At 72.2% G+C, this 17,858-nt stretch carries 12 protein-coding genes; 6 read left to right on the forward strand and 6 right to left on the reverse strand.

The window, feature by feature from the left end; translation table 11 throughout:
• Window positions 1-139: 139 nt before the first annotated feature.
• From ABT299_RS29920 to ABT299_RS29935, 4 genes are all read left to right on the forward strand, one after another.
• A complete protein-coding gene (locus tag ABT299_RS29920) occupies window positions 140-628 on the forward strand; it encodes a DUF2563 family protein (protein WP_190868973.1) in 489 nt (162 codons plus the stop codon).
• A 22-nt stretch (window positions 629-650) separates the two neighbouring features.
• Window positions 651-2,063, forward strand: a complete 1,413-nt coding sequence (locus ABT299_RS29925; RefSeq protein ID WP_500252762.1) for a hypothetical protein — start codon at window positions 651-653, stop codon at window positions 2,061-2,063.
• A 93-nt stretch (window positions 2,064-2,156) separates the two neighbouring features.
• Window positions 2,157-3,266 (forward strand): S8 family serine peptidase, encoded by a 1,110-nt coding sequence (locus tag ABT299_RS29930; RefSeq protein ID WP_500252763.1) that lies wholly within the window; start codon window positions 2,157-2,159, stop codon window positions 3,264-3,266.
• Window positions 3,267-4,001: 735 nt separating this feature from the next.
• Complete coding sequence (locus ABT299_RS29935; RefSeq protein WP_500252764.1) at window positions 4,002-4,226, forward strand: hypothetical protein; 225 nt, start codon at window positions 4,002-4,004, stop codon at window positions 4,224-4,226.
• Window positions 4,227-4,231: 5 nt separating this feature from the next.
• Here the strand turns inward: ABT299_RS29935 and ABT299_RS29940 are convergent, their stop codons facing one another.
• The 5 genes from ABT299_RS29940 to ABT299_RS29960 form a co-directional block, all read right to left on the reverse strand.
• Window positions 4,232-5,179, reverse strand: coding sequence for a DUF6177 family protein (locus tag ABT299_RS29940; protein ID WP_500252765.1), 948 nt, complete (start codon window positions 5,177-5,179; stop codon window positions 4,232-4,234).
• Window positions 5,176-5,478, reverse strand: coding sequence for a hypothetical protein (locus ABT299_RS29945; RefSeq protein ID WP_500252766.1), 303 nt, complete (start codon window positions 5,476-5,478; stop codon window positions 5,176-5,178). Before ABT299_RS29945 ends, ABT299_RS29940 begins: the two co-directional genes overlap by 4 nt.
• Window positions 5,478-6,461 (reverse strand): nucleotide-binding protein, encoded by a 984-nt coding sequence (locus tag ABT299_RS29950; RefSeq protein WP_500252767.1) that lies wholly within the window; start codon window positions 6,459-6,461, stop codon window positions 5,478-5,480. Before ABT299_RS29950 ends, ABT299_RS29945 begins: the two co-directional genes overlap by 1 nt.
• A gap of 1,781 nt (window positions 6,462-8,242) precedes the next feature.
• A complete protein-coding gene (locus ABT299_RS29955) occupies window positions 8,243-11,716 on the reverse strand; it encodes an AAA family ATPase (protein ID WP_500252768.1) in 3,474 nt (1,157 codons plus the stop codon).
• An 84-nt stretch (window positions 11,717-11,800) separates the two neighbouring features.
• Window positions 11,801-12,994, reverse strand: coding sequence for an MFS transporter (locus tag ABT299_RS29960; protein WP_387027628.1), 1,194 nt, complete (start codon window positions 12,992-12,994; stop codon window positions 11,801-11,803).
• A 106-nt stretch (window positions 12,995-13,100) separates the two neighbouring features.
• On the opposite strand from ABT299_RS29960, the gene ABT299_RS29965 reads away from it, so the two are divergent.
• Window positions 13,101-13,673: a TetR/AcrR family transcriptional regulator gene (locus tag ABT299_RS29965; protein WP_500252769.1), complete on the forward strand. Its 573-nt coding sequence runs from the start codon at window positions 13,101-13,103 to the stop codon at window positions 13,671-13,673.
• Window positions 13,674-13,861: 188 nt separating this feature from the next.
• Complete coding sequence (locus tag ABT299_RS29970) at window positions 13,862-17,233, forward strand: pyruvate carboxylase (protein WP_387027631.1); 3,372 nt, start codon at window positions 13,862-13,864, stop codon at window positions 17,231-17,233.
• Here ABT299_RS29970 and ABT299_RS29975 read toward each other — a convergent pair.
• Complete coding sequence (locus tag ABT299_RS29975; protein ID WP_241756553.1) at window positions 17,223-17,846, reverse strand: TetR/AcrR family transcriptional regulator; 624 nt, start codon at window positions 17,844-17,846, stop codon at window positions 17,223-17,225. The genes ABT299_RS29970 and ABT299_RS29975 overlap by 11 nt on opposite strands.
• Window positions 17,847-17,858 lie beyond the last annotated feature (12 nt).

Below are 17,858 nucleotides of genomic sequence, written 5' to 3' on the forward strand. Positions count from 1 at the left end.
TCGCCGCCCAGCGCATGGCCACCGCCGTCTCCGGCATGAGCAAGGTCATCGGCGAATCCCACGACATCCACCTCGGCGCCGAACGCCAGAACACCGCCATGTGGGGCGGCTGACCCCGCACCGGTAAGGACCACCGCGCATGCCTCCCCAAGACCCTCCGCCCGACCTCAGCCAACTCCTGCACCCGGGCGCCACGGCACCGGTCACGCCGTCCCCGGGCGGTCGCAACGGCCTCGATCCGATCATCACCGGCTTGGACCCGACCGCCGACCCCAAACCCGCCGGTTCCGGTGCCGGCACGGTGGAGGTCCACCGCCGGCAGCTCCTGCAGGTCGCCGCGGCGATGGGGGATGACCTCTCCAACCTGCAGCGCACCCTGACGGCCCTGAAGGTGCAGGTCGGCGAGGTCGGCCACTGGGACGTCGCGCAGCAGATGGGCCCCAAGGTGGAGACCGCGCACCAGAACATGATCTCCGCGCTGGACCGCTACTGCGCCGCCTACGCCGCAGCGATCAAGAGGATCACCGAGGCGGCGCACAACTACGGCAAGAGCGAGCAGAAGGCCACCGACGCCGCCCGCGGCGCAGGGCGGCCGCCCACGCACGTGACCCCCTGGCAGGACCAGTAGCACCGAGAAAGGCGGAGGACAGTTGGGCGGGCAGGCGTTCCACCAAGGGATCCGACCCGGGACGCTGGGGCACGGGAACCCGGCGCAATACGACTACGCCACGATCGCCGGCTACCTCGAGCAGGCCCGGCCGGAAGGCCTCGGCGGCGTAGCGGAGGCCTACGCCATGGTCCAGAAGGCGCTGGGCGAGACCGAAGGCAACCTCGGCAAGCACGTGCAGCGCCTGAACATGATCTGGAAGGGCGGCGCCAAGGAACTCGGCATCGCCGACATGCGCATGCTCACCGAGGCCACCGGAACCCTCGCCACGGCCAGCGGCCAGTTCTCCACCGCCATGCACAGCGGCTACACCGCGATGAAGATCTCCCAGCACAGCATGCCGCCCACCTCCACCCCGCTCGGCACCCTCCCCAGCACCAACCCCGCCGAGGCCATGGCCACCAAACTGGCCGACGACAAAGCCGCCCAGCAACACCTCGCCAAAACCAACACCGCCCTAACCTCCGCCTTCGACCAGATCCCGTCCTCCGTGACCTTCGACCTCTCGACGACCGGTGAGGGGGCCAAGAAGTTCGGAGGAACGGCATCTGGTGAGCCCCCGGCGAGTGCTGGCGTTCCTGCGGCGAACGGCCCTGGAACGCCGGGCGGAGGGGCAGGAGGCGCGGCAGGCGGCGGAGCGGGGGCCGGCGGAGCGGATTCGAGCGGCGGCCCAGCCTCTCGAGCTCCGAGCGGCCATGCGGTGCCCGCGCCTCACAGCGGATCCGCTGGGCCTCCGGTCGGCAATGGGCCACGACTCGGCGACGGTCCGGGGAGGGGCGGCTCCGACCTTGCCGGTACACGGCCCGGCTTGGGCAACGCCCCCGAACCCACCTCACCGCCTTCAGTTGGGCCTGGTACCGGCCCCGAAAGGCCGTCGAGCCCAAGCTTCCCGACCAGTCCTGGTGGAGTGGGGTACCCGCTGCCCAACGATGGCGGCTTCAGCCAAAGGCCGCCTTCACGGCCGTCCCCCACGATCGGCAGCCCGGCGCCGCGGCTCCCGTCGATGCGAATTCCCGGGGACGGAGGTATCCCGCCGACGCGGCCGGGCATGGGTCCGTTGAGCGCGGGTGGTGTCATCGGACGAAACGGCGCTCCATCTTTGGGAGAGACAGGAGCAGGCCCGGCCGGCTCTCTCCGGGGTGAACGAGTTCCTCGCCTGCCATCAGGTGGCGTCCTTGGGAACGAACGCCTCCCCATCGGCGAAGCCGGGAGCCAGGCACCCGTCGGAACGAGATACGGCGCCAGGGAAAACGCAGGAGGTATGCCGCTGGGAGGAATGGGAGCGGCTGCAGGCAGGAACGCCGAGCGCACAAGAGAGGTGCGGCTCCTAGAGGAGGCCGACCTCTGGCATGACGATGCCGACGTCGCGCCGCGCGTCATCGGCGGAACCGGGTGAATCGTGGGACTCCAGCGAAGTCGGCGCTATGAGCTTCGCCGAAACGTCCGGTTCCTCGGTCGAGCCGCCGCCCTCGCTGCCGCGATCACCGTGATGGCGTCCAACCTCACGCCTGCCCTCGCGATGCCGAAGCCTCGCGCCGAGGAATGGTGGTTCGACGCGTGGGAGATCCCTGGAAAGGTCTGGCCCATGACTCGGGGGGCCGGAGTGACGGTCGCGGTGATCGACCGGGGTGTGGAAGCCGGGCTCCCTGACCTGAAGGGCGTCGTGCTGCCCGGTAAAGGGTACGGAGACGCTTCGAGCAAGGACGGCCGTGCCGACGATGACGCCAAGTTGAACGGGCATGGCACCGCGATGGCCGCTCTCATCGCCGGCCAGGGCCTCGGCTCAGGCATGGTCGGCATCGCTCCCGGGAGCAGGATCTTGCCGATCAGCGCGGACCTGGGAAATTACGAGGACACGATCCACTTTGCCGTGGATCGCGGGGCAAAGGTCATCGATATATCGCAGGGCGGTCCCGGCGCGTACTGCCCGAGCGGCATCGAGAACGCGGTCTCTTATGCCGTCCATCATGACGTGGTCGTCGTCGCGAGCGCTGGGAACGATCCGCTGGAAGAGTCGACGAACACCCCGGCCAACTGCAAGGGCGTGCTCGCCGTGGGGGCCGTCGGCGCGCATCTCGATGTCTGGTCGAAGACCAGCCCGGGAGACAACGTCATGCTGGCTGCGCCCGGCGCCATGGTCGGCTCGATCGGCCGAGACGGGGTGTTCACGGCGGACAATAGTGGGACCAGTCAGGCGGCGGCGCTTGCGGCGGGGGTGGTCGCCTTGATGCGGTCTCGCTTTCCGGAAATGTCGGCTCGTGAGGTCGTGCAGCGTCTGCTGGCCACGGCCAAGGATGTGGGGCCGACGGGCTGGGACAAGCGAACAGGATACGGCGCCATCATTCCTTACAAGGCGTTGACGGCTGATGTTCCTAAGACCGCGCCCAATCCGGTGTACGACGATCTCGGGTCCGGGGGTCGAGGGCGGTCCGGTCAGGCGGTGTCGGAGGCAAGGCGGACGGGGGCCGCCAGTGAGTCTCGTGATTCAGGGCTCGGCGGCAGTGGTGGGCTGGTGATCGCTGTGGTCGTCCTTGTGGTGGGTGGATTGGGGGCTGGGGGCGCGGTGTTCGCGCGGCGGCGAAAGATTCGGAAAGGGTGACCTTCTTGCGGTGAAGAGATGACGTCCCTGGTCATCTGATGCAGTGGTCGCGTCTCGGGACCGGGTGGCTGTGAAAGGGGCGTTGGAAGCTTCGTATCCCCGGATTCTCGGGGCGTTCTGATTGGTCGCGCGGGAGCCGAGCGAGACGCGGGGGTGGTCTTCAGGGCGGAGGGGCGGTCCGGCGACCAGGCGTTCGTCGTGGTGCTGGGCGCGGCGGCGGGGTCGGATCCGGGTGTGGGAGGGGGCTCGGGAACCTGATCGCTGGCGCGGCCGCTGCGGAGCCGCAAGGGCTGGTGGCGTGAGCCGCGTTCTCGGACGTCGAGGCGTGTGTGCGGGTACTAGAGGAGCGGCCCTCACCTCAGACGCGGGTTCCGTGGCCCGGCTTCGTGCCGCATTGGGTGGATGGGCCGCAGACTCAACCGGCGGCTGGAGAACCGCGGCGTCTGCTGAGAAGAGCCGCGTTGGCAAGTGGTGGTGGCGGTGAGCGCCTCGTGCCTGTTGATGGGAGTCGTTGTTTGGCTCGTGTTCTCGACCGGGGCGGCTGAACGGCGGGGCGCTAAGAGCCCGAAGCGGCCGTTGAGTGCGAGCCCGCTACCGTCAGCGGAACCGCCGTTTCCAGCGTCGTCTTCGCCCACTCCTGAGCCTTCCGGGTCGGCGGCCAAGAGGAGCCCGACGGCGGCGGCGACTTCGGGCGCCGGTGCGTGGTCGCGGTCAAGCAGTGCTCCGGGAACTGCGATGAGAAGCAAGACGCTCGTCGTGGATGCGGCGGATTGGCGCCGCACGGACTCGTCCACGATGTACGCAGAAGTCGTTGGTGAGGACGACGATGAGCAACGCGTCGTCTGTGTTGCCATGACGCATGCCCACGACGGGACGGGCGTCGTCGTGCAGTTAAGCGGCCCTCCGGATCAGAAGGCGACGATGCAGAAGCTCATCAACGAGATCCGGGCGCGGGCATGAAGGGCTCAGGGGGTGCGGCGGAGGTGGGTTAGGAGGTCTTGGTGGCGTTGCCAGTATTCGGGGGAGTAGCCGTCGCCCAGCTGGAACCAGGTGATGGGGGCGTCTGGGGGACCTAGGCGCTTGCGGGAGAAGCCCGGCGGGCCGGTGTAGGCGCCGGCGGAAGCGAGGCCGATGGGGGCGGAGGAGCCCGTCCAGCGCGGTTCGGTGGTGAGGTCGGGGCGGCCGGGGATCAGCTGGGCCAGCAGTGCGGTCAGGGGGTGGTCCGCTGAGAGGAGGTCGATGAAGGACGGGAGCTGGGGGATCGGGGGGTCTTCGTCGTCCGTGTAGCCGATGGTGAGCGTCGTCATCTCGGCCATGCCGGAGGCCGGGGAGACGAGGGGAGAGAAGTCCGAAGTGGCCATTGCCGGGCGGCTGCTTGCTCCTATGGCGATGACGCGGGACGTGGCTGCGCTCGTTATGTGGGTCGTGAGTTCTTCGGGGTTCCAAGGGTGTTGCAGGGGTTCGGTGGTGCCCCAGCCTTTCGGGGGTTCGCCGGTAATGAGGCGCATCAGCTTCTCGGTGTGTGCGCCGAGGACGGCTTCGGGGGCATGGCGGGCCTGGAAGGTGAGGACCAGTTGGCTCCCGATGGGCTCGGCCGGGAGCGTCGTGTAGGTGGGGGCGTAGTCGCGGGCGTCGGGCAGCGGAACGAAGGCGGTGCCGTTCCAGTGCATCGGACGGCCGGTAAGGCCCTCGTAGTAGCCGTCGTCGTGGACCAGCCACTGGGCCTTGGACGCTCGGAGGGGGAGGGTCAGGCGGCTGGTGGCGGGCGTGACGAGTTGGAGGGTGCGGTTCGTCCGCTCGCATTCGGCGAGGGCCTGGGAAATGGCGGGGGAAAGGGGGACGACGGGACGGTCGTTCAACATGACCATGGCCTGGCCGGTGAGGACGTCGGCGCCGCCTGCGGTTTCCGTCATCGAGCCGTCCAGATCGTGCCGTCGAGGGTTTCGGCGCAGCGTTCGGCCAGGTGGCGCGCCTCGGGAGCGGTTGTCGCGGCGTGGATCTCCGTCCACCAGACAGGGACGGCGGAGTCGATCCCGAGGAGGCGTTCGACTTCGCCCGCGATGGTGATGAGGACGGGCTCTTGGACGCGCAGAAGGAGTCGCCCTTTGGCGTCGAAGATGTCGTTCCCTGCCGAGTAGAGGGGCGGTGGGGCCAGGGCTGGGAGGTCCAAGGACGGCTTCTCGGAGGTGAGGACTATCAGTTCGCGGCTCATCAGGCGCTCAAGGAACGGGTGAAGACGTCCGCCGCGATCCGGGTCGCGGCGGCGTGGGTGGGCATGCTGACGCGTTCGGGGGCGATGGCGATGCCGGCCGCCAAGTGCCGGTCGAACGGGAGGAGCGTGACGGGGAGCGTGCCGCTGCTGAGGAGGTGGGCGGCGCGGTCCAGGTCGGCGTCCGGGTTCGGGGTATGCGAGACCAAGGCGACGACCGTGCGCTGGAGGAGCGGGCCGAAGCCGTTCAGAGCCATCCAGTTGAGGGCGGCGCGCGCGCTGAGGGCACCGTCCGGCGTGCCTGGGGTGACGAACACCTGGGCGTGGGCGCCGTGCAGGATCCCGCGCTGCAACTCGGAGACGAGCCCTCCGCCGCAGTCGATGACGGTGGTGGAGAAGTAGCGTCCGAGGCGGCCGGTACCGTGCTGGAAGGTCGCGTGGTCGAGATCGTCCGCGACGGTGCCCTTCGGGGCGGCGGGCAGGACGAAGAGGCCTTCGGGGGTCCGGCCGAGGTGGGCGGCCGTCTCCTCCCAGGACTGGGGGCGCGCGGCGGCGAGGTCCCGGAGCGAGCTGGGTGCGTTTACGCCGATGCGCAGGGCGAGGGAGCCGAGGCCCGGATCGGCGTCGATCGCGAGGACGCGGTCCGGGCGGTACTGCCGGAGGATCCCCGCGATGAGCGCGGCGATCGTCGACTTGCCCGCGCCGCCGCGGATGCTGGTCACCGCGATCCGGCGGCTCGACGGGACCGGGACGCCGATCTGCGCTGCCAGTTGCGACAGCTCCCGGACCTGCCCGGCGGCCGACGCCCCCATCGCGCGGCGCACGCCGCGTCCGAGCCGGCGGGCCATCGGGTCGCCGTGCGGATTGCGCCGGACGAGGTCGTCGGGCGCGGGGACGCCGCCGGGCGGCGTGGCGAACCGGTTGGACCCTCCGGTGGGTGCGGACGGCCTGACTTGTGGTGACTCGGGGACGCTGTGCGGCGGCATGCCCGCTGACGCCGGAGTGTTCGAGGTCGGCGGCATGCCCGAGGTCGGCGGAGTGTTCGGAGGCGGCGGAGTGTTCGGAGGCGGTGGCGTGCCTGGAGCTGGCTGTGTGCCCGGGGGCGGCTGCGTGGCCGGAGGTGGCTGTGTGTTTGACGGTTGTTGCGTGCTTGAGGGCGCTGGCGTGCTCGGCGGCGGAATGGTCGAAGGCTGGGGCACGCTCGGGGACGGCCCGGATGCCGGTGGGTTCGGCATGTGCGGGAGCGGTTCGAACGGTGCTGGCTTAGGCGGCATCTTCGGCTGAGGAGACACCTCTGGCTGCGGGGGCGCTTCCCCAGGTTGTGAGGCGACGGGGAAGGTGGCGCTGGACGGCTCGGATGGCGATGCACTCGCCTCGTGCGGCCGTGGCCCGGGCGTGGGCGGAGGGAGCGCGGCGGCAGGCGATGCCCCAACCGGCGGAGTGATCGTCCAGCCTGTTGCGGGAGGGGGTGGAGGCTCGATGTCCGCGGAGACGTGGGGGGTCGGTGTTTGGACGGGAGGTGCGGCGTCCTTTGGGGGCGTATAGGGCGGTGCTGGTGCCGAGGTGGCGGGGGGTGGCTGGGGGGTCATCCGGTCTTCGGGAGCGGAGGGGCGGTTCGAGGTTGCGGGCGGCTCCGGGGTGGGAAGCGGTGTCGCCTTGTCGGAGGTGGCCAGGCCCGGCCTTGGTGGAGGGCTTGCTGTGGTCGAGGGCGAAGACGGATGTGGGGGCGAAGGCGGGAGCGACTGTGTAGGCGGGGGCGTGATCGTCCAGCCAGGAGTGCTGGAGGGGGCGGGCTCCGTTGAGGGAACGGACGGGGAAGGCGAGGGGCTCTTGTCCGCGAGGGTGGAGGGGGAGGGATCAGGCGTTTCTGCCGCGCTCGCGGAGCTTGAAGCCGGTGAGGGGTGAAGTGGAGGTGAGGGCGGGGGTGTGATCGGCCAGCCGGTGGTGCTGGAGGAGGCGGCTTCTGTTGAGGGGGCGAACGGGACGGGTGCTGCGGTTTTGTCCGCGAGCGCGGTGGAGGACGGGGCAGGCGTCTGGGTTGCGCTCGCAGCTGTTGAAGGCTGAGGGGGAGCGGACGGGGGCGCCTGTGGTTTGGTCGGCTCCTCCGCGTGTGGCCCGATTGCCTCGTCCGCGTCTGGCTCGGTTGGCTCGTCCGCGTTTGGCTTGGTCGGCTTGTCCGCGTGTGGTTTGGGTGGCTCGTCCGGGTGTGGCTTCTGGGGTGCGGGGCGCGCCTCAGTTGGCCGTGCGGCAGATCCCGTGGAGGCGGACGGTGCTGGGGTGGGAGGCAGCGTGGCCGTCCGGGCGGTGGCCGGGGTCGGGTGCGGGACGGCGGTCCGGGAGAAGGGCGCTGTGGGCGTGCGGGTGCCTGCGGGCGGCGTGGAATTGCGGGCGGGGGAGGGCGGTGATGTGCTCGCGGCCGCATGCGGTCTGGCCTCGGCGGCTGCAGGTGGCCTTGTTTCGGCGGCTGCATGCGCGGCGGCTGTAGGTGGTGTGTTCGGGGCTGCGGGTGGGCTGGTCTCGGCGGGTGCGGGTGGACCGGTCGCGGCACCGGCAGGGGCAGGGGACGCTGGTGGGGTTGGGCGCGGGGTTGGCGGGACCAGGCCGGTTTCCAGTGCGCCGAGGTCGCGCAGCACCGTGTGCTGCCAGTCTCGATCGGACACCGAGCCCCTTCCAGCTCCGCATTGATTGGGCGAGACGAGTCTAGACAGGCGCAGCCGGGAGATTCCGACCAATTGTGTGTTGCGCCGTCAGACCACCTGTGGACGGGTCACAGGTACAGGCCCGTGGCGCTCTCCGAGGACGCGGGGGCGGCGGTGCGGAGGTCCTCGGCGCGCAGGGTGATGATCTCGGTGTCGGACGGGGAGCCGGACGCGGTGAGGCGTTCGGACTGGGCGGCGACGGCGGCGTCCAGCAGGTTGCGCATGAGGCGGCCGTTGCCGAAGGACGGGCCGCGCGGGGTGTCGCGGAGCACGGCCCGCAGGCGTCCGGGCACGTCGGGGGCGAGGGTGAGGCCCTCGGCGGCGGCGAGGTGCTCGAAGATGGCGGCGAGCTCGTCGTCGGTGTAGTCGGGGAAGGAGATGCGCTTGGGGAACCGGGACGACAGGCCGGAGTTCGCGGCGAGGAAGGCGTCCATTTCGCGCGCGTAGCCGGCGGCGATGACGACGAGGTCGCCTCGGTACTCCTCCATGAGCTGGACGAGGGTGGCGACGGCCTCCTGCCCGTAGGCGTCGCCGGCGAGGGAGTACGCCTCGTCGACGAACAGGACGCCGCCGAGCGCCTGCTCGACGGCGGCGCGGACGCGCGGGGCGGTCTGGCCGAGGTAGGGGCCGATGAGGTCGGCGCGGGACACCTCGACGAGGTGGCCGGACGACAGCAGACCGAGGTGGCCGTAGACGGACGCGACGAGCCGGGCGACGGTGGTCTTGGCGGTGCCGGGGCTGCCGGTGAAGATCATGTGCCGGGTGGGGACGGTGACCTGCTTGCCGGCGGCGCGGCGCAGTTCGGCGCCGCGGGCCTCGGCGGCGAGGCGGTGCACCTCCTCCTTCACCGCGGAGAGCCCGATGAGGGCGTCGAGCTCGGCGAGCGGGTCGGTGGCGGGGACGACGCGTCCGGCGCCGGTGAGGCCGTCGGGGATGTCCTCGGGCAGCAGCGCGGCGAGGTCGTCGGGGCCGGGGCGGCGGAGCGCGGTGACGCGGCGGGCCTGCAGGGCGATGGCGCGCTCGCACAGGTTGCGCATGACGCGGGCGTTGCCGAAGGAGCGGCCGCGCGGGGCCCGGCGGAGCAGCTCGGTGATCTTGTCGAGGGCGGCGGGGGCGGGCGACAGGCCGGCGGCGGCCGCCTGCCCGGTGAAGATCTCGACGAGTTCGGCGTCGGTGAAGTCGGGGAACCGGACGGTGGTGGGGAAGCGGGACGCGAGGCCCGGGTCGGAGGCGATGAAGCGCTGCATCTCGCGCTCGTAGCCGGCGACGATGACGACGAGGTCGTCGCGGTGGTCCTCCATCACCTTGATGAGCTCGGCGATGGCCTCCTGGCCGTAGTCGTCGGACATGCTGGTCTCGGTGAGGGCGTAGGCCTCGTCGATGAACAGGACGCCGCCGACGGCGCTCTGCGCGACGCCGCGGGTCTTGACGGCGGTCTCGCCGACGTAGCGTCCGACGAGGGTGGAGCGGGACGCCTCGACGAGGTGGCCGGACGACAGCAGCCCGAGGTCCTTGAAGATGCGGGCGAGGAGGCGGGCGACGACGGTCTTGCCGGTGCCGGGGTCGCCGGTGAAGACCATGTGCCGGGCGGGCGCGGCGGGCGAGGGCAGGCCGGCCTCGCGGCGCAGCTTGGCGGCCTTGGCGCCGGCGACGAGCAGCTCGATCTCCGCCTTGACGGTGCGGAGGCCGGTGAGGGCGGCGAGTTCGGCCATGGGGTCGGACGGGGTGCCGGCGGTGTCGAAGGCGGCGGGGACGTCGGCGCGCTTGACGACGAGCTCCTCGCCGGCGGGCGTGCTGGCGCGGACGTTCTCGACGACGATGTCGGCGAGGCGCTGGGCGAGGCGGGCGTTGCGGAGGTTGCGGATGGGCGGGGTCCGGACGAGGAGCTGCCCGGCGGCGGTGAGGGCGCGCTTGTGGGCGCGCGCGCCGCGCTGCTGGAGGGCGCGGTTGAACAGCTCGGCGTACCCGTCGGCGTCGAACGGGTGGGTGCGGACGACCTGGAACCGCAGGGAGAGGCCGGGGTTGACCTCGCGGATGCGCTCGTCGCCGCCGGGTTCGCACAGGGCGACGACGTGGAGGTCGTCGTGGACGTCGAGGGCGCGGTGGAGCTCCTCGACGATGGCCTCGCCGCTGCGGCCGTCGCGGGACATGTCGTCCAGGCCGTCGATGACCATGAGGCGGTTGCCGGCGGCGTCGCGGGCCTCGCTGTAGAGCTGCGTGGTGGCGGAGGAGACCTCCTTGCCGGCGAAGAAGTCGTCGGCGAGCCACAGCGGCGGTTCGACGATGCGGTGCTCGCGGAGCAGCCGGGCGATCTCCTGGGCGGCGTCGCGCTTGCCGGTGCCGTCGGGGCCGACGAGCATCAGCCGGACGGGCCCGCCGGTCTCGGCGATGGTCTCCAGCGCGGCGACGACGTCGGGCTGCCCGACGAGGCCGGAGCCGACCTCGGCGCGGCGGGTGCGGCGGTTGCGGGACGGGGCGGTGCCGACGCCGGCGGCGAGCGGGTTGACCATGCGGCGGCGGGGGGTGAACAGGCGGCGGACGTCGGCGCCGAACTCGCCGACGGGGATCCATTCGGGGTCGGGGATGCGGGGCTCGTTGGGCAGGCCCTGGACGCAGCCGGTGAAGCGCATGGCCATGTCGAGCCAGCCGCGGCAGGCGTCGATGGCGCCGGCGCCGAGGGCGCGTCCGAGCCATCCCCATTCGTTGAGGTACCAGGGGTTCGGTTCGAAGGTGTCGCGGTCGCGGGCGAAGCGTTCGAGGAGTTCGCCGTACCGGTCCTCGGTGAGGACGACGGACAGTTCGGCGGGGACCTGCTTGAGGCCGCCCTGGAGGAGCAGGTGGACGAGCAGCTCGTCGGCGGTCTCGTCGTGCGGGGCGACCTCGCGCAGGTGCTCGTGGACGGGCAGGAGCCCGGAGCAGACCCATTCGAGGTAGCCGATGGGTCCGGCGAGTTCGGGCAGGACGGTGACGATGTCGTCGCTCGCGTGGGCGAGCCACAGGGCGCGCTGTTCGGCGAGCGGCGTCTGGATGCGCAGCGCGGGCGGCGGGTCGTCGTACAGCTTGATGAGGGCCTGGCGGCGCTGCTCGATGGGCTCCAGTCCCTCGAAGACGTCGAGGGACTCGCGGGCGAGCGTCAGGGCGAGGTCCTGGTCACCGCAGTCCTCCAGCCATTCGAGGGGCTGGAAGGAGCCGCGGCTGACGCCCCACCCGCCGGCGTCGCGCAGCGGGTCGCGGGGCTCGTTGTGGTAGCGGTTGAAGAACTGGTACTGCAGGCGGGAGTGGGTGCCGGCGTTGACGGCTCCGGCGCCGAGCAGGAAGTCGAGGGTGAGGAGCAGTTCCGCGACGACGAGCGGGGCGGGCGCGGTGAGCAGGGAGTGTTCGCTGGTGGTGGCGTCCTTGCAGCGCGGGTCGGCGGCGAGCGTGTCGATGCGGGCGCGGATCTCGTCGTACAGGCCGTCCGGGACGCGCCAGGGCCCGTAGGAGTACACGTCGAGGACGGGCTCGTCGGAGACGAGAAGTTCGAGATGTTCCGGCAGCCGCACCCTGTTCCCCCTACAAGCACACGAAACCCGACCGAACAGCCTAGAGCGTCCGGCAGGTCCGCGTGGCGGGCCGGATGAAGGCGGTCATCGGGTGCGGGAGGCGGCGGTGAGCCGGTGCGCGGCCTCGGAGGCCGCGAGGCCCGCGACGGTGACGGCGGCGGCGACCCAGGCGAGGGACGTGGCGTCCGCGGCCCGCAGCCACAGCGCGCCCGCGCCGCCCGCGATCGACACGGCGAGGTAGACGGCGGAGGCGTTGAGGGAGACGAGGAGGGCGGACGCGTCCGGAGCGACCGCGATGAGCCGGTGCTGCATCGGGACCATGACGCCCCATGCGGTGAACCCGTAGACGGCGGCGGCGGCCGCGGCGCCCGCCATGGTCGTCCCGGTGACGGGCAGCAGCGCGAGGTCGGCGGCCAGCACGACGGCGACGCCCGTGATGACGCGGCGCGGCCCGAAGCGGTCGGCCCACGCGCCGGTGATGAGGTTGCCGGCGGTGCCCGCGCAGCCGGAGACGAACAGCAGCACCGCCAGGGAGCGTCCGCCGCCGCCGGTGGCGGGCTCGAAGACCACGCTGATGTAGTTCTGCAGCAGGTAGATGCCGGTGAACAGGATCGCGGTGGTGGCGAGGAGGGCGTTGACCCGGCGGTCGGCGAGGGGCGCGAGGCGTGCGCGCAGGCCGACGGCGGGCGGCGCGGGGACGTGCGGGAGCAGCGCGGCGACCCCGGCGGCGGCGACGGCGGCGAGCGCGGCGGCGAACCACATCGTCCCGCGCCAGGACATCACGGTGCCGAGCAGCGTCCCGATCGGGACGCCGAGGGCCGTGGAGGTGACGAGGCCGACGGTGACGTAGGAGAGCGCGCGGGCGCGGTGCGCGGGGCCGGCGAGCGCGGCGGCGGTGGCGCCGGCGATGGGGGTGAACATCGCGGCGCCGCCCGCGGCGATGACGCGGCTGGCCAGCACCCATCCGTAGCCGGGCGCGAGGGCGGTGGCGGCGTTGCCGGCGGCGAGGACGGCGAGGGCGGTGAGCAGCACGCGGCGGCGCGGCCAGGTGCCGGTGAGGGCGGCCATGACCGGGGACAGGACGGCGTAGGCGATCGAGAAGACGGTGACGAGCTGTCCGGCGGCGGCGACGCCGACGTGCAGGTCGCGGCCGATCTCGGGCAGCACGCCCGCGACGACGAACGCGTCGGTGCCGACGGCGAAGGTGCCGGCGGCGAGGACGAGGGTGCGGGCGGGGACCCCGGTGGGCGGGCTCTCCGGCGGCGCGGTGACGGCCATGCGGTCTCCTTCGGCTGGCGCGGCGTCAGAACGGTACCGATCGGTTCCGTTTTCGAGACGGTACCGGTCGGTTCCGTTTTCCGTCAAAGCCGGATACGCTGGCGGCATGCCGACCCGTGCGCGCGACCGCCTCGTCCAGGCCGCCGAGGAGCTCTTCTACGCCGAGGGCGTCCGCGCGGTCGGCGTGGAACGGCTGCTCGCCGCCTCCGGTGTCGGCCGCGCGTCCTTCTACCGGCACTTCCAGAGCAAGGAGGACCTGGTCGCGACCGTCCTCGGCGAGCGCGACTGCACGTGGCGCAGGGGCCTGGAGGAGGCCGTCGCCGAGCGCGGCGGGCACCCCCTCGACGTCTTCGACGTGATGGCCGGACGGTTCGAGAGCGCGGACTTCCACGGGTGCTCGTTCCTCAACGCGATGGCCGAGACGGCCGGGAGCGACGCCGGGGTGCGGCGGCTCGCGGACGCGCACAAGACGGCGGTGGCCGCGTTCTTCGAGCGACTGCTCGCCGAGGCGGGGCACCGTGCGAACGCCGCGGAGCTGGCGCGGCAGTTCGTCCTGCTGCTGGACGGCGCGCTGGTGACCGCGCTGCGCGAGCGGTCGGCCGCGCCCGCGCTCCGGGCCAGGGCGATCGCCGAGACCCTCCTCGCCGCGGACGGAACGAAAGAGCCTTTTTCGCGGTAACCGCGATCTATCACTTTGTTCACAAGGGGACGGGGTATCCCGGGCGGGGCCCGGCCGGTCAACTGGGTAGGTATCCGAAGATTCGGTTCGCCCGCCGGACCGGCCCATGCTCCTCCGACGCTCAGCGCCGAGCCCGGGAGGCCGTCGGGTGCGGGCGGACGCGCCCGAGCCGTCTCCTGGGAGAACACGTGATCACAAAGCTGCTCGTCGCGAACCGCGGCGAGATCGCCGTACGCGCGTTCCGCGCCGCGTACGAACTCGGCATCGCCAGCGTCGCCGTCTACGCCCACGAGGACCGGCTGTCGCTGCACCGGCAGAAGGCCGACGAGGCGTACGAGATCGGCGAGCACGGCCACCCCGTCCGCGCCTACCTGGACGTGGACGGCATCGTGGAGACGGCGCTGCGGGTCGGCGCCGACGCCGTCTACCCGGGCTACGGGTTCCTGTCGGAGAGCCCGGAGCTGGCGGAGGCGTGCGAGCGCAACGGCATCACGTTCGTCGGCCCGCCGTCGCGGGTGCTGAGCCTGGCCGGCAACAAGATCGAGGCGGTCGCGGCGGCGCGGCGGGCGGGCCTGCCGGTGCTGCGGTCGGCGACGCCGGAGCCCGGACGGGAGCTGGAGGCGGCCGACGAGGTCGGGTTCCCGCTGTTCGTGAAGGCCGCGGCGGGCGGCGGCGGGCGGGGGCTGCGCCGCGTCGACCACCGCGAGGAGCTGGAGGCCGCCGTGGACACGGCGCGCCGCGAGGCGGAGAGCGCGTTCGGCGACCCGACGGTCTTCCTGGAGCAGGCGGTGGACCGGCCCCGCCACATCGAGGTGCAGGTCCTCGCCGACGGTGCGGGGCACACCGTCCACCTGCGCGAACGCGACTGCTCGGTGCAGCGGCGGCACCAGAAGGTCGTGGAGATCGCGCCGGCGCCGCACCTGGACGCGGCCATCGCGGAGCGGCTGTGCGAGGACGCGGTGAAGTTCGCCCGCGAGATCGGCTACGTGAACGCCGGGACCGTCGAGTTCCTGGTGAACGACCGCGGCGAGCACGTCTTCATCGAGATGAACCCGCGCATCCAGGTCGAGCACACCGTGACGGAGGAGGTCACGGGCGTCGACCTCGTGCAGAGCCAGCTGCGCATCGCGGGCGGCGAGACCCTGTACGACCTCGGCATCTCCCAGCAGGACGTGGTGGTCGGCGGGTTCGCGGTGCAGTGCCGGATCACGACCGAGGACCCCGCGAACGGGTTCCGCCCCGACACCGGGAAGATCTCGGCGTACCGGTCGCCGGGCGGCGCCGGGGTGCGCCTGGACACCGGTACCGCGCACGGCGGCGCGATCGTGTCCCCGCACTTCGACTCGCTGCTGGTGAAGCTGACATGCCGGGGCCGGACGTTCGAGGAGGCCGTGCGGCGCGCGCGCAGGGCGGTCGCCGAGTTCCGCATCCGGGGCGTCGCGACGAACATCCCGTTCCTGCAGGCGCTGCTGGACGAGGAGGACTTCCGCAGGGGCGGCGTCAGCACGTCCTACATCGCCGACCATCCGGAGCTGTTGACGGCGCGGTCGAGCGGCGACCGTGCGACGCGGCTCGTCCGTTACCTCGCGGACGTCACCGTCAACAAGCCGCACGGTGAGGCGCCCACGGCCCTGGACCCGGCGACGAAGCTCCCGCCGCTCCAGCTCGACGACCCGTTCCCGGAAGGTTCCCGCGACCGCCTTCTGGCTCTCGGCGCGCGCGCGTTCGCCGAGCAGTTGCGGGCGCAGAACGCGCTTGCCGTCACCGACACCACGTTCCGGGACGCGCACCAGTCGCTGCTGGCGACCCGGGTACGCACGCACGACCTCGTCGCCGCGGCGCCTTACCTCGGCCGCATGACTCCGCAGCTCCTCTCCATAGAGGCGTGGGGCGGCGCGACGTACGACGTCGCGCTCCGCTTCCTGGGCGAGTCCCCGTGGGACAGGCTCGCGGCCATCCGGGAAGCGGCACCGAACCTGTGCATCCAGATGCTGCTGCGCGGCCGCAACACCGTCGGCTACACGCCGTACCCCGACTCGGTGGCGCGCGCGTTCGTCAAGGAGGCCGCCAGTACGGGCGTCGATATCTTCCGCGTGTTCGACGCGCTGAACGACGTCGAACGCATGCGTCCCGCGATCGACGCGGCGCTGCAGACGCACGCGCTGGTGGAGGGCACCCTCTGCTACACGGGCGACCTGTCGTCCCCGGACGAGCGCCTCTACACCCTCGACTACTACCTGCGCCTCGCCGAGGAACTGGTCGAGGCGGGCGTCCACATCCTGTGCATCAAGGACATGGCCGGTCTCCTGCGCGCTCCTGCCGCGCGCACACTGGTGAGCGCTCTGCGGGAGCGTTTCGACCTGCCCGTCCACCTCCACACCCACGACACCGCAGGCGGCCAGATCGGCACCTACATCGCGGCCATCGAAGCCGGTGTGGACGCCGTGGACGGCGCAGCCGCGCCCCTCTCCGGCACGACGAGCCAGCCGCCCCTGCAGGCGATCGTCGCGGCGACCGACTTCACCGGCCGCGCCACCGGCATCGACCTCGACGCCCTCACCGTGATGGAGCCCTACTGGGAGGCGGTGCGCAAGCTGTACGCGCCGTTCGAGATGGGCCTGCCGTCGCCGACCGGACGCGTCTACCAGCACGAGATCCCGGGCGGGCAGCTGTCGAACCTGCGCCAGCAGGCCGTCGCGCTCGGCCTCGGCGACCGGTTCGAGGAGATCGAGCGCTGCTACGCCGCCGCCGACCGCATCCTCGGCCGGCTCGTCAAGGTCACGCCGTCCAGCAAGGTCGTCGGCGACCTCGCCCTGCATCTCGTCGCCGCCGGCGCCGACCCGGACGATTTCGCCGCGAACCCCGAGCGCTACGACATCCCCGACAGCGTCATCGGGTTCCTCAGCGGCGAGCTCGGCGACCCGCCCGGCGGCTGGCCCGAGCCGTTCCGCACCAAGGCGCTCGCCGGGCGCCAGTACACCCCGGCCCGCGCCGAGCTGGACGGCGCGGAGGAGAAGGCGCTCGCCGGGCCCGAGGTCCGCGACACCCTCGACCGCCTGCTGTTCCCTGGCCCCGCGAAGGAGTACCGCGAGGCCCGCGCGGCGTACGGCGACCTGTCCGTCCTGCCGACCGGCGCGTTCCTCTACGGGATGCGCGCCGGGCAGGAGGTCGCGTTCGACCTCGAACCGGGCGTGCGGGTGCTGGCGGGGCTCGAAGCGGTCGGCGACATCGACGAGGCGGGCGTCCGGCAGGTCATCTGCACGGTGAACGGCCAGCTCCGCACCCTGTCCGTGCGCGACAAGTCGGTCGCGTCGGACGCGCCGCCGGTGGAGCGCGCCGACCCGGCCGAACCCGGCCACGTCGGCGCGCCGTTCGACGGCTCGGTGACGCTGCGCGTCGCGAAGGGCGACCGGGTGGAGGCCGGCGACACGGTCGCCACGATCGAGGCGATGAAGATGGAGGCCGCGATCACCGCCCCGGTGGCCGGGACCGTGTCCCGCCTGGCCGTCCCGGCGGCCACCCCCGTCCAGGCCGGCGACCTGCTCCTCGTCATCGCCTGACGGCGTAGTCCCCCAGGGACGGCTCCAGGAGGGCGAAGCCCTTCTCGGCGGAGCCGGTGAGGGCCGCGGCGATCGCGTCGCGGTCCTCACCGGCGATGGTGCGGCGCAGCGTCTCCTCGAACAGGACGCGGTGGACGCCGATGAGCTGCGCCGAGGCGACGCGGACGACCACGTCGCCGGCGTCCGCGCCGGTCTCCTCGGCGAGGACGGCGGCGAGCGCGTGCTCGCGCTCCTCGTGGAACTCGCGCAGCCGCGCGACCAGCGCGGGGCTCTCGGTGATCATGCGGGCGAAGTCGGCGCCGGAGAAGCCGATGACCGCGTCCCGCCGGTCGACGGCGTCGAGGAACGCGCGGCGCAGCGCGGCGAGCGCGGACTCGCCCCGCGCGCGCTCGGCGACCGTGCGGGCGGGCTGGGCGACGAACTCCTCGTGCAGGTCGAGGGCCAGGTCCTCCTTGCGCGGGAAGTAGTTGGTGACCGTCATCTTCGCGACCTGCGCGGCGGCGGCGACGTCGGCGATGGTCACGCGGTCGAACCCGTGCCTCAGGAACAGGCGCGTCGCCTGGTGTGAGATGGCCTGCCGCGTCTGCTGTTTCTTCAGTTCCCGCAAACCCATGCCGGGCATCCT

The organism is Spirillospora sp. NPDC000708 (assembly GCF_040299565.1).
Classification (GTDB): domain Bacteria; phylum Actinomycetota; class Actinomycetes; order Streptosporangiales; family Streptosporangiaceae; genus Spirillospora.

Coding starts and splice junctions, on each gene's coding strand:
- ABT299_RS29945 (WP_500252766.1), bottom strand. CDS start 5,478: ATGAGCCGCGAACTGATAGTCCTCACCTCCGAGAAGCCGTCCTTGGAC.
- ABT299_RS29935 (WP_500252764.1), top strand. CDS start 4,002: ATGAGAAGCAAGACGCTCGTCGTGGATGCGGCGGATTGGCGCCGCACG.
- ABT299_RS29950 (WP_500252767.1), bottom strand. CDS start 6,461: ATGCCGCCGCACAGCGTCCCCGAGTCACCACAAGTCAGGCCGTCCGCA.
- ABT299_RS29965 (WP_500252769.1), top strand. CDS start 13,101: ATGCCGACCCGTGCGCGCGACCGCCTCGTCCAGGCCGCCGAGGAGCTC.
- ABT299_RS29960 (WP_387027628.1), bottom strand. CDS start 12,994: ATGGCCGTCACCGCGCCGCCGGAGAGCCCGCCCACCGGGGTCCCCGCC.
- ABT299_RS29920 (WP_190868973.1), top strand. CDS start 140: ATGCCTCCCCAAGACCCTCCGCCCGACCTCAGCCAACTCCTGCACCCG.
- ABT299_RS29975 (WP_241756553.1), bottom strand. CDS start 17,846: ATGGGTTTGCGGGAACTGAAGAAACAGCAGACGCGGCAGGCCATCTCA.
- ABT299_RS29940 (WP_500252765.1), bottom strand. CDS start 5,179: ATGACGGAAACCGCAGGCGGCGCCGACGTCCTCACCGGCCAGGCCATG.
- ABT299_RS29930 (WP_500252763.1), top strand. CDS start 2,157: ATGGCGTCCAACCTCACGCCTGCCCTCGCGATGCCGAAGCCTCGCGCC.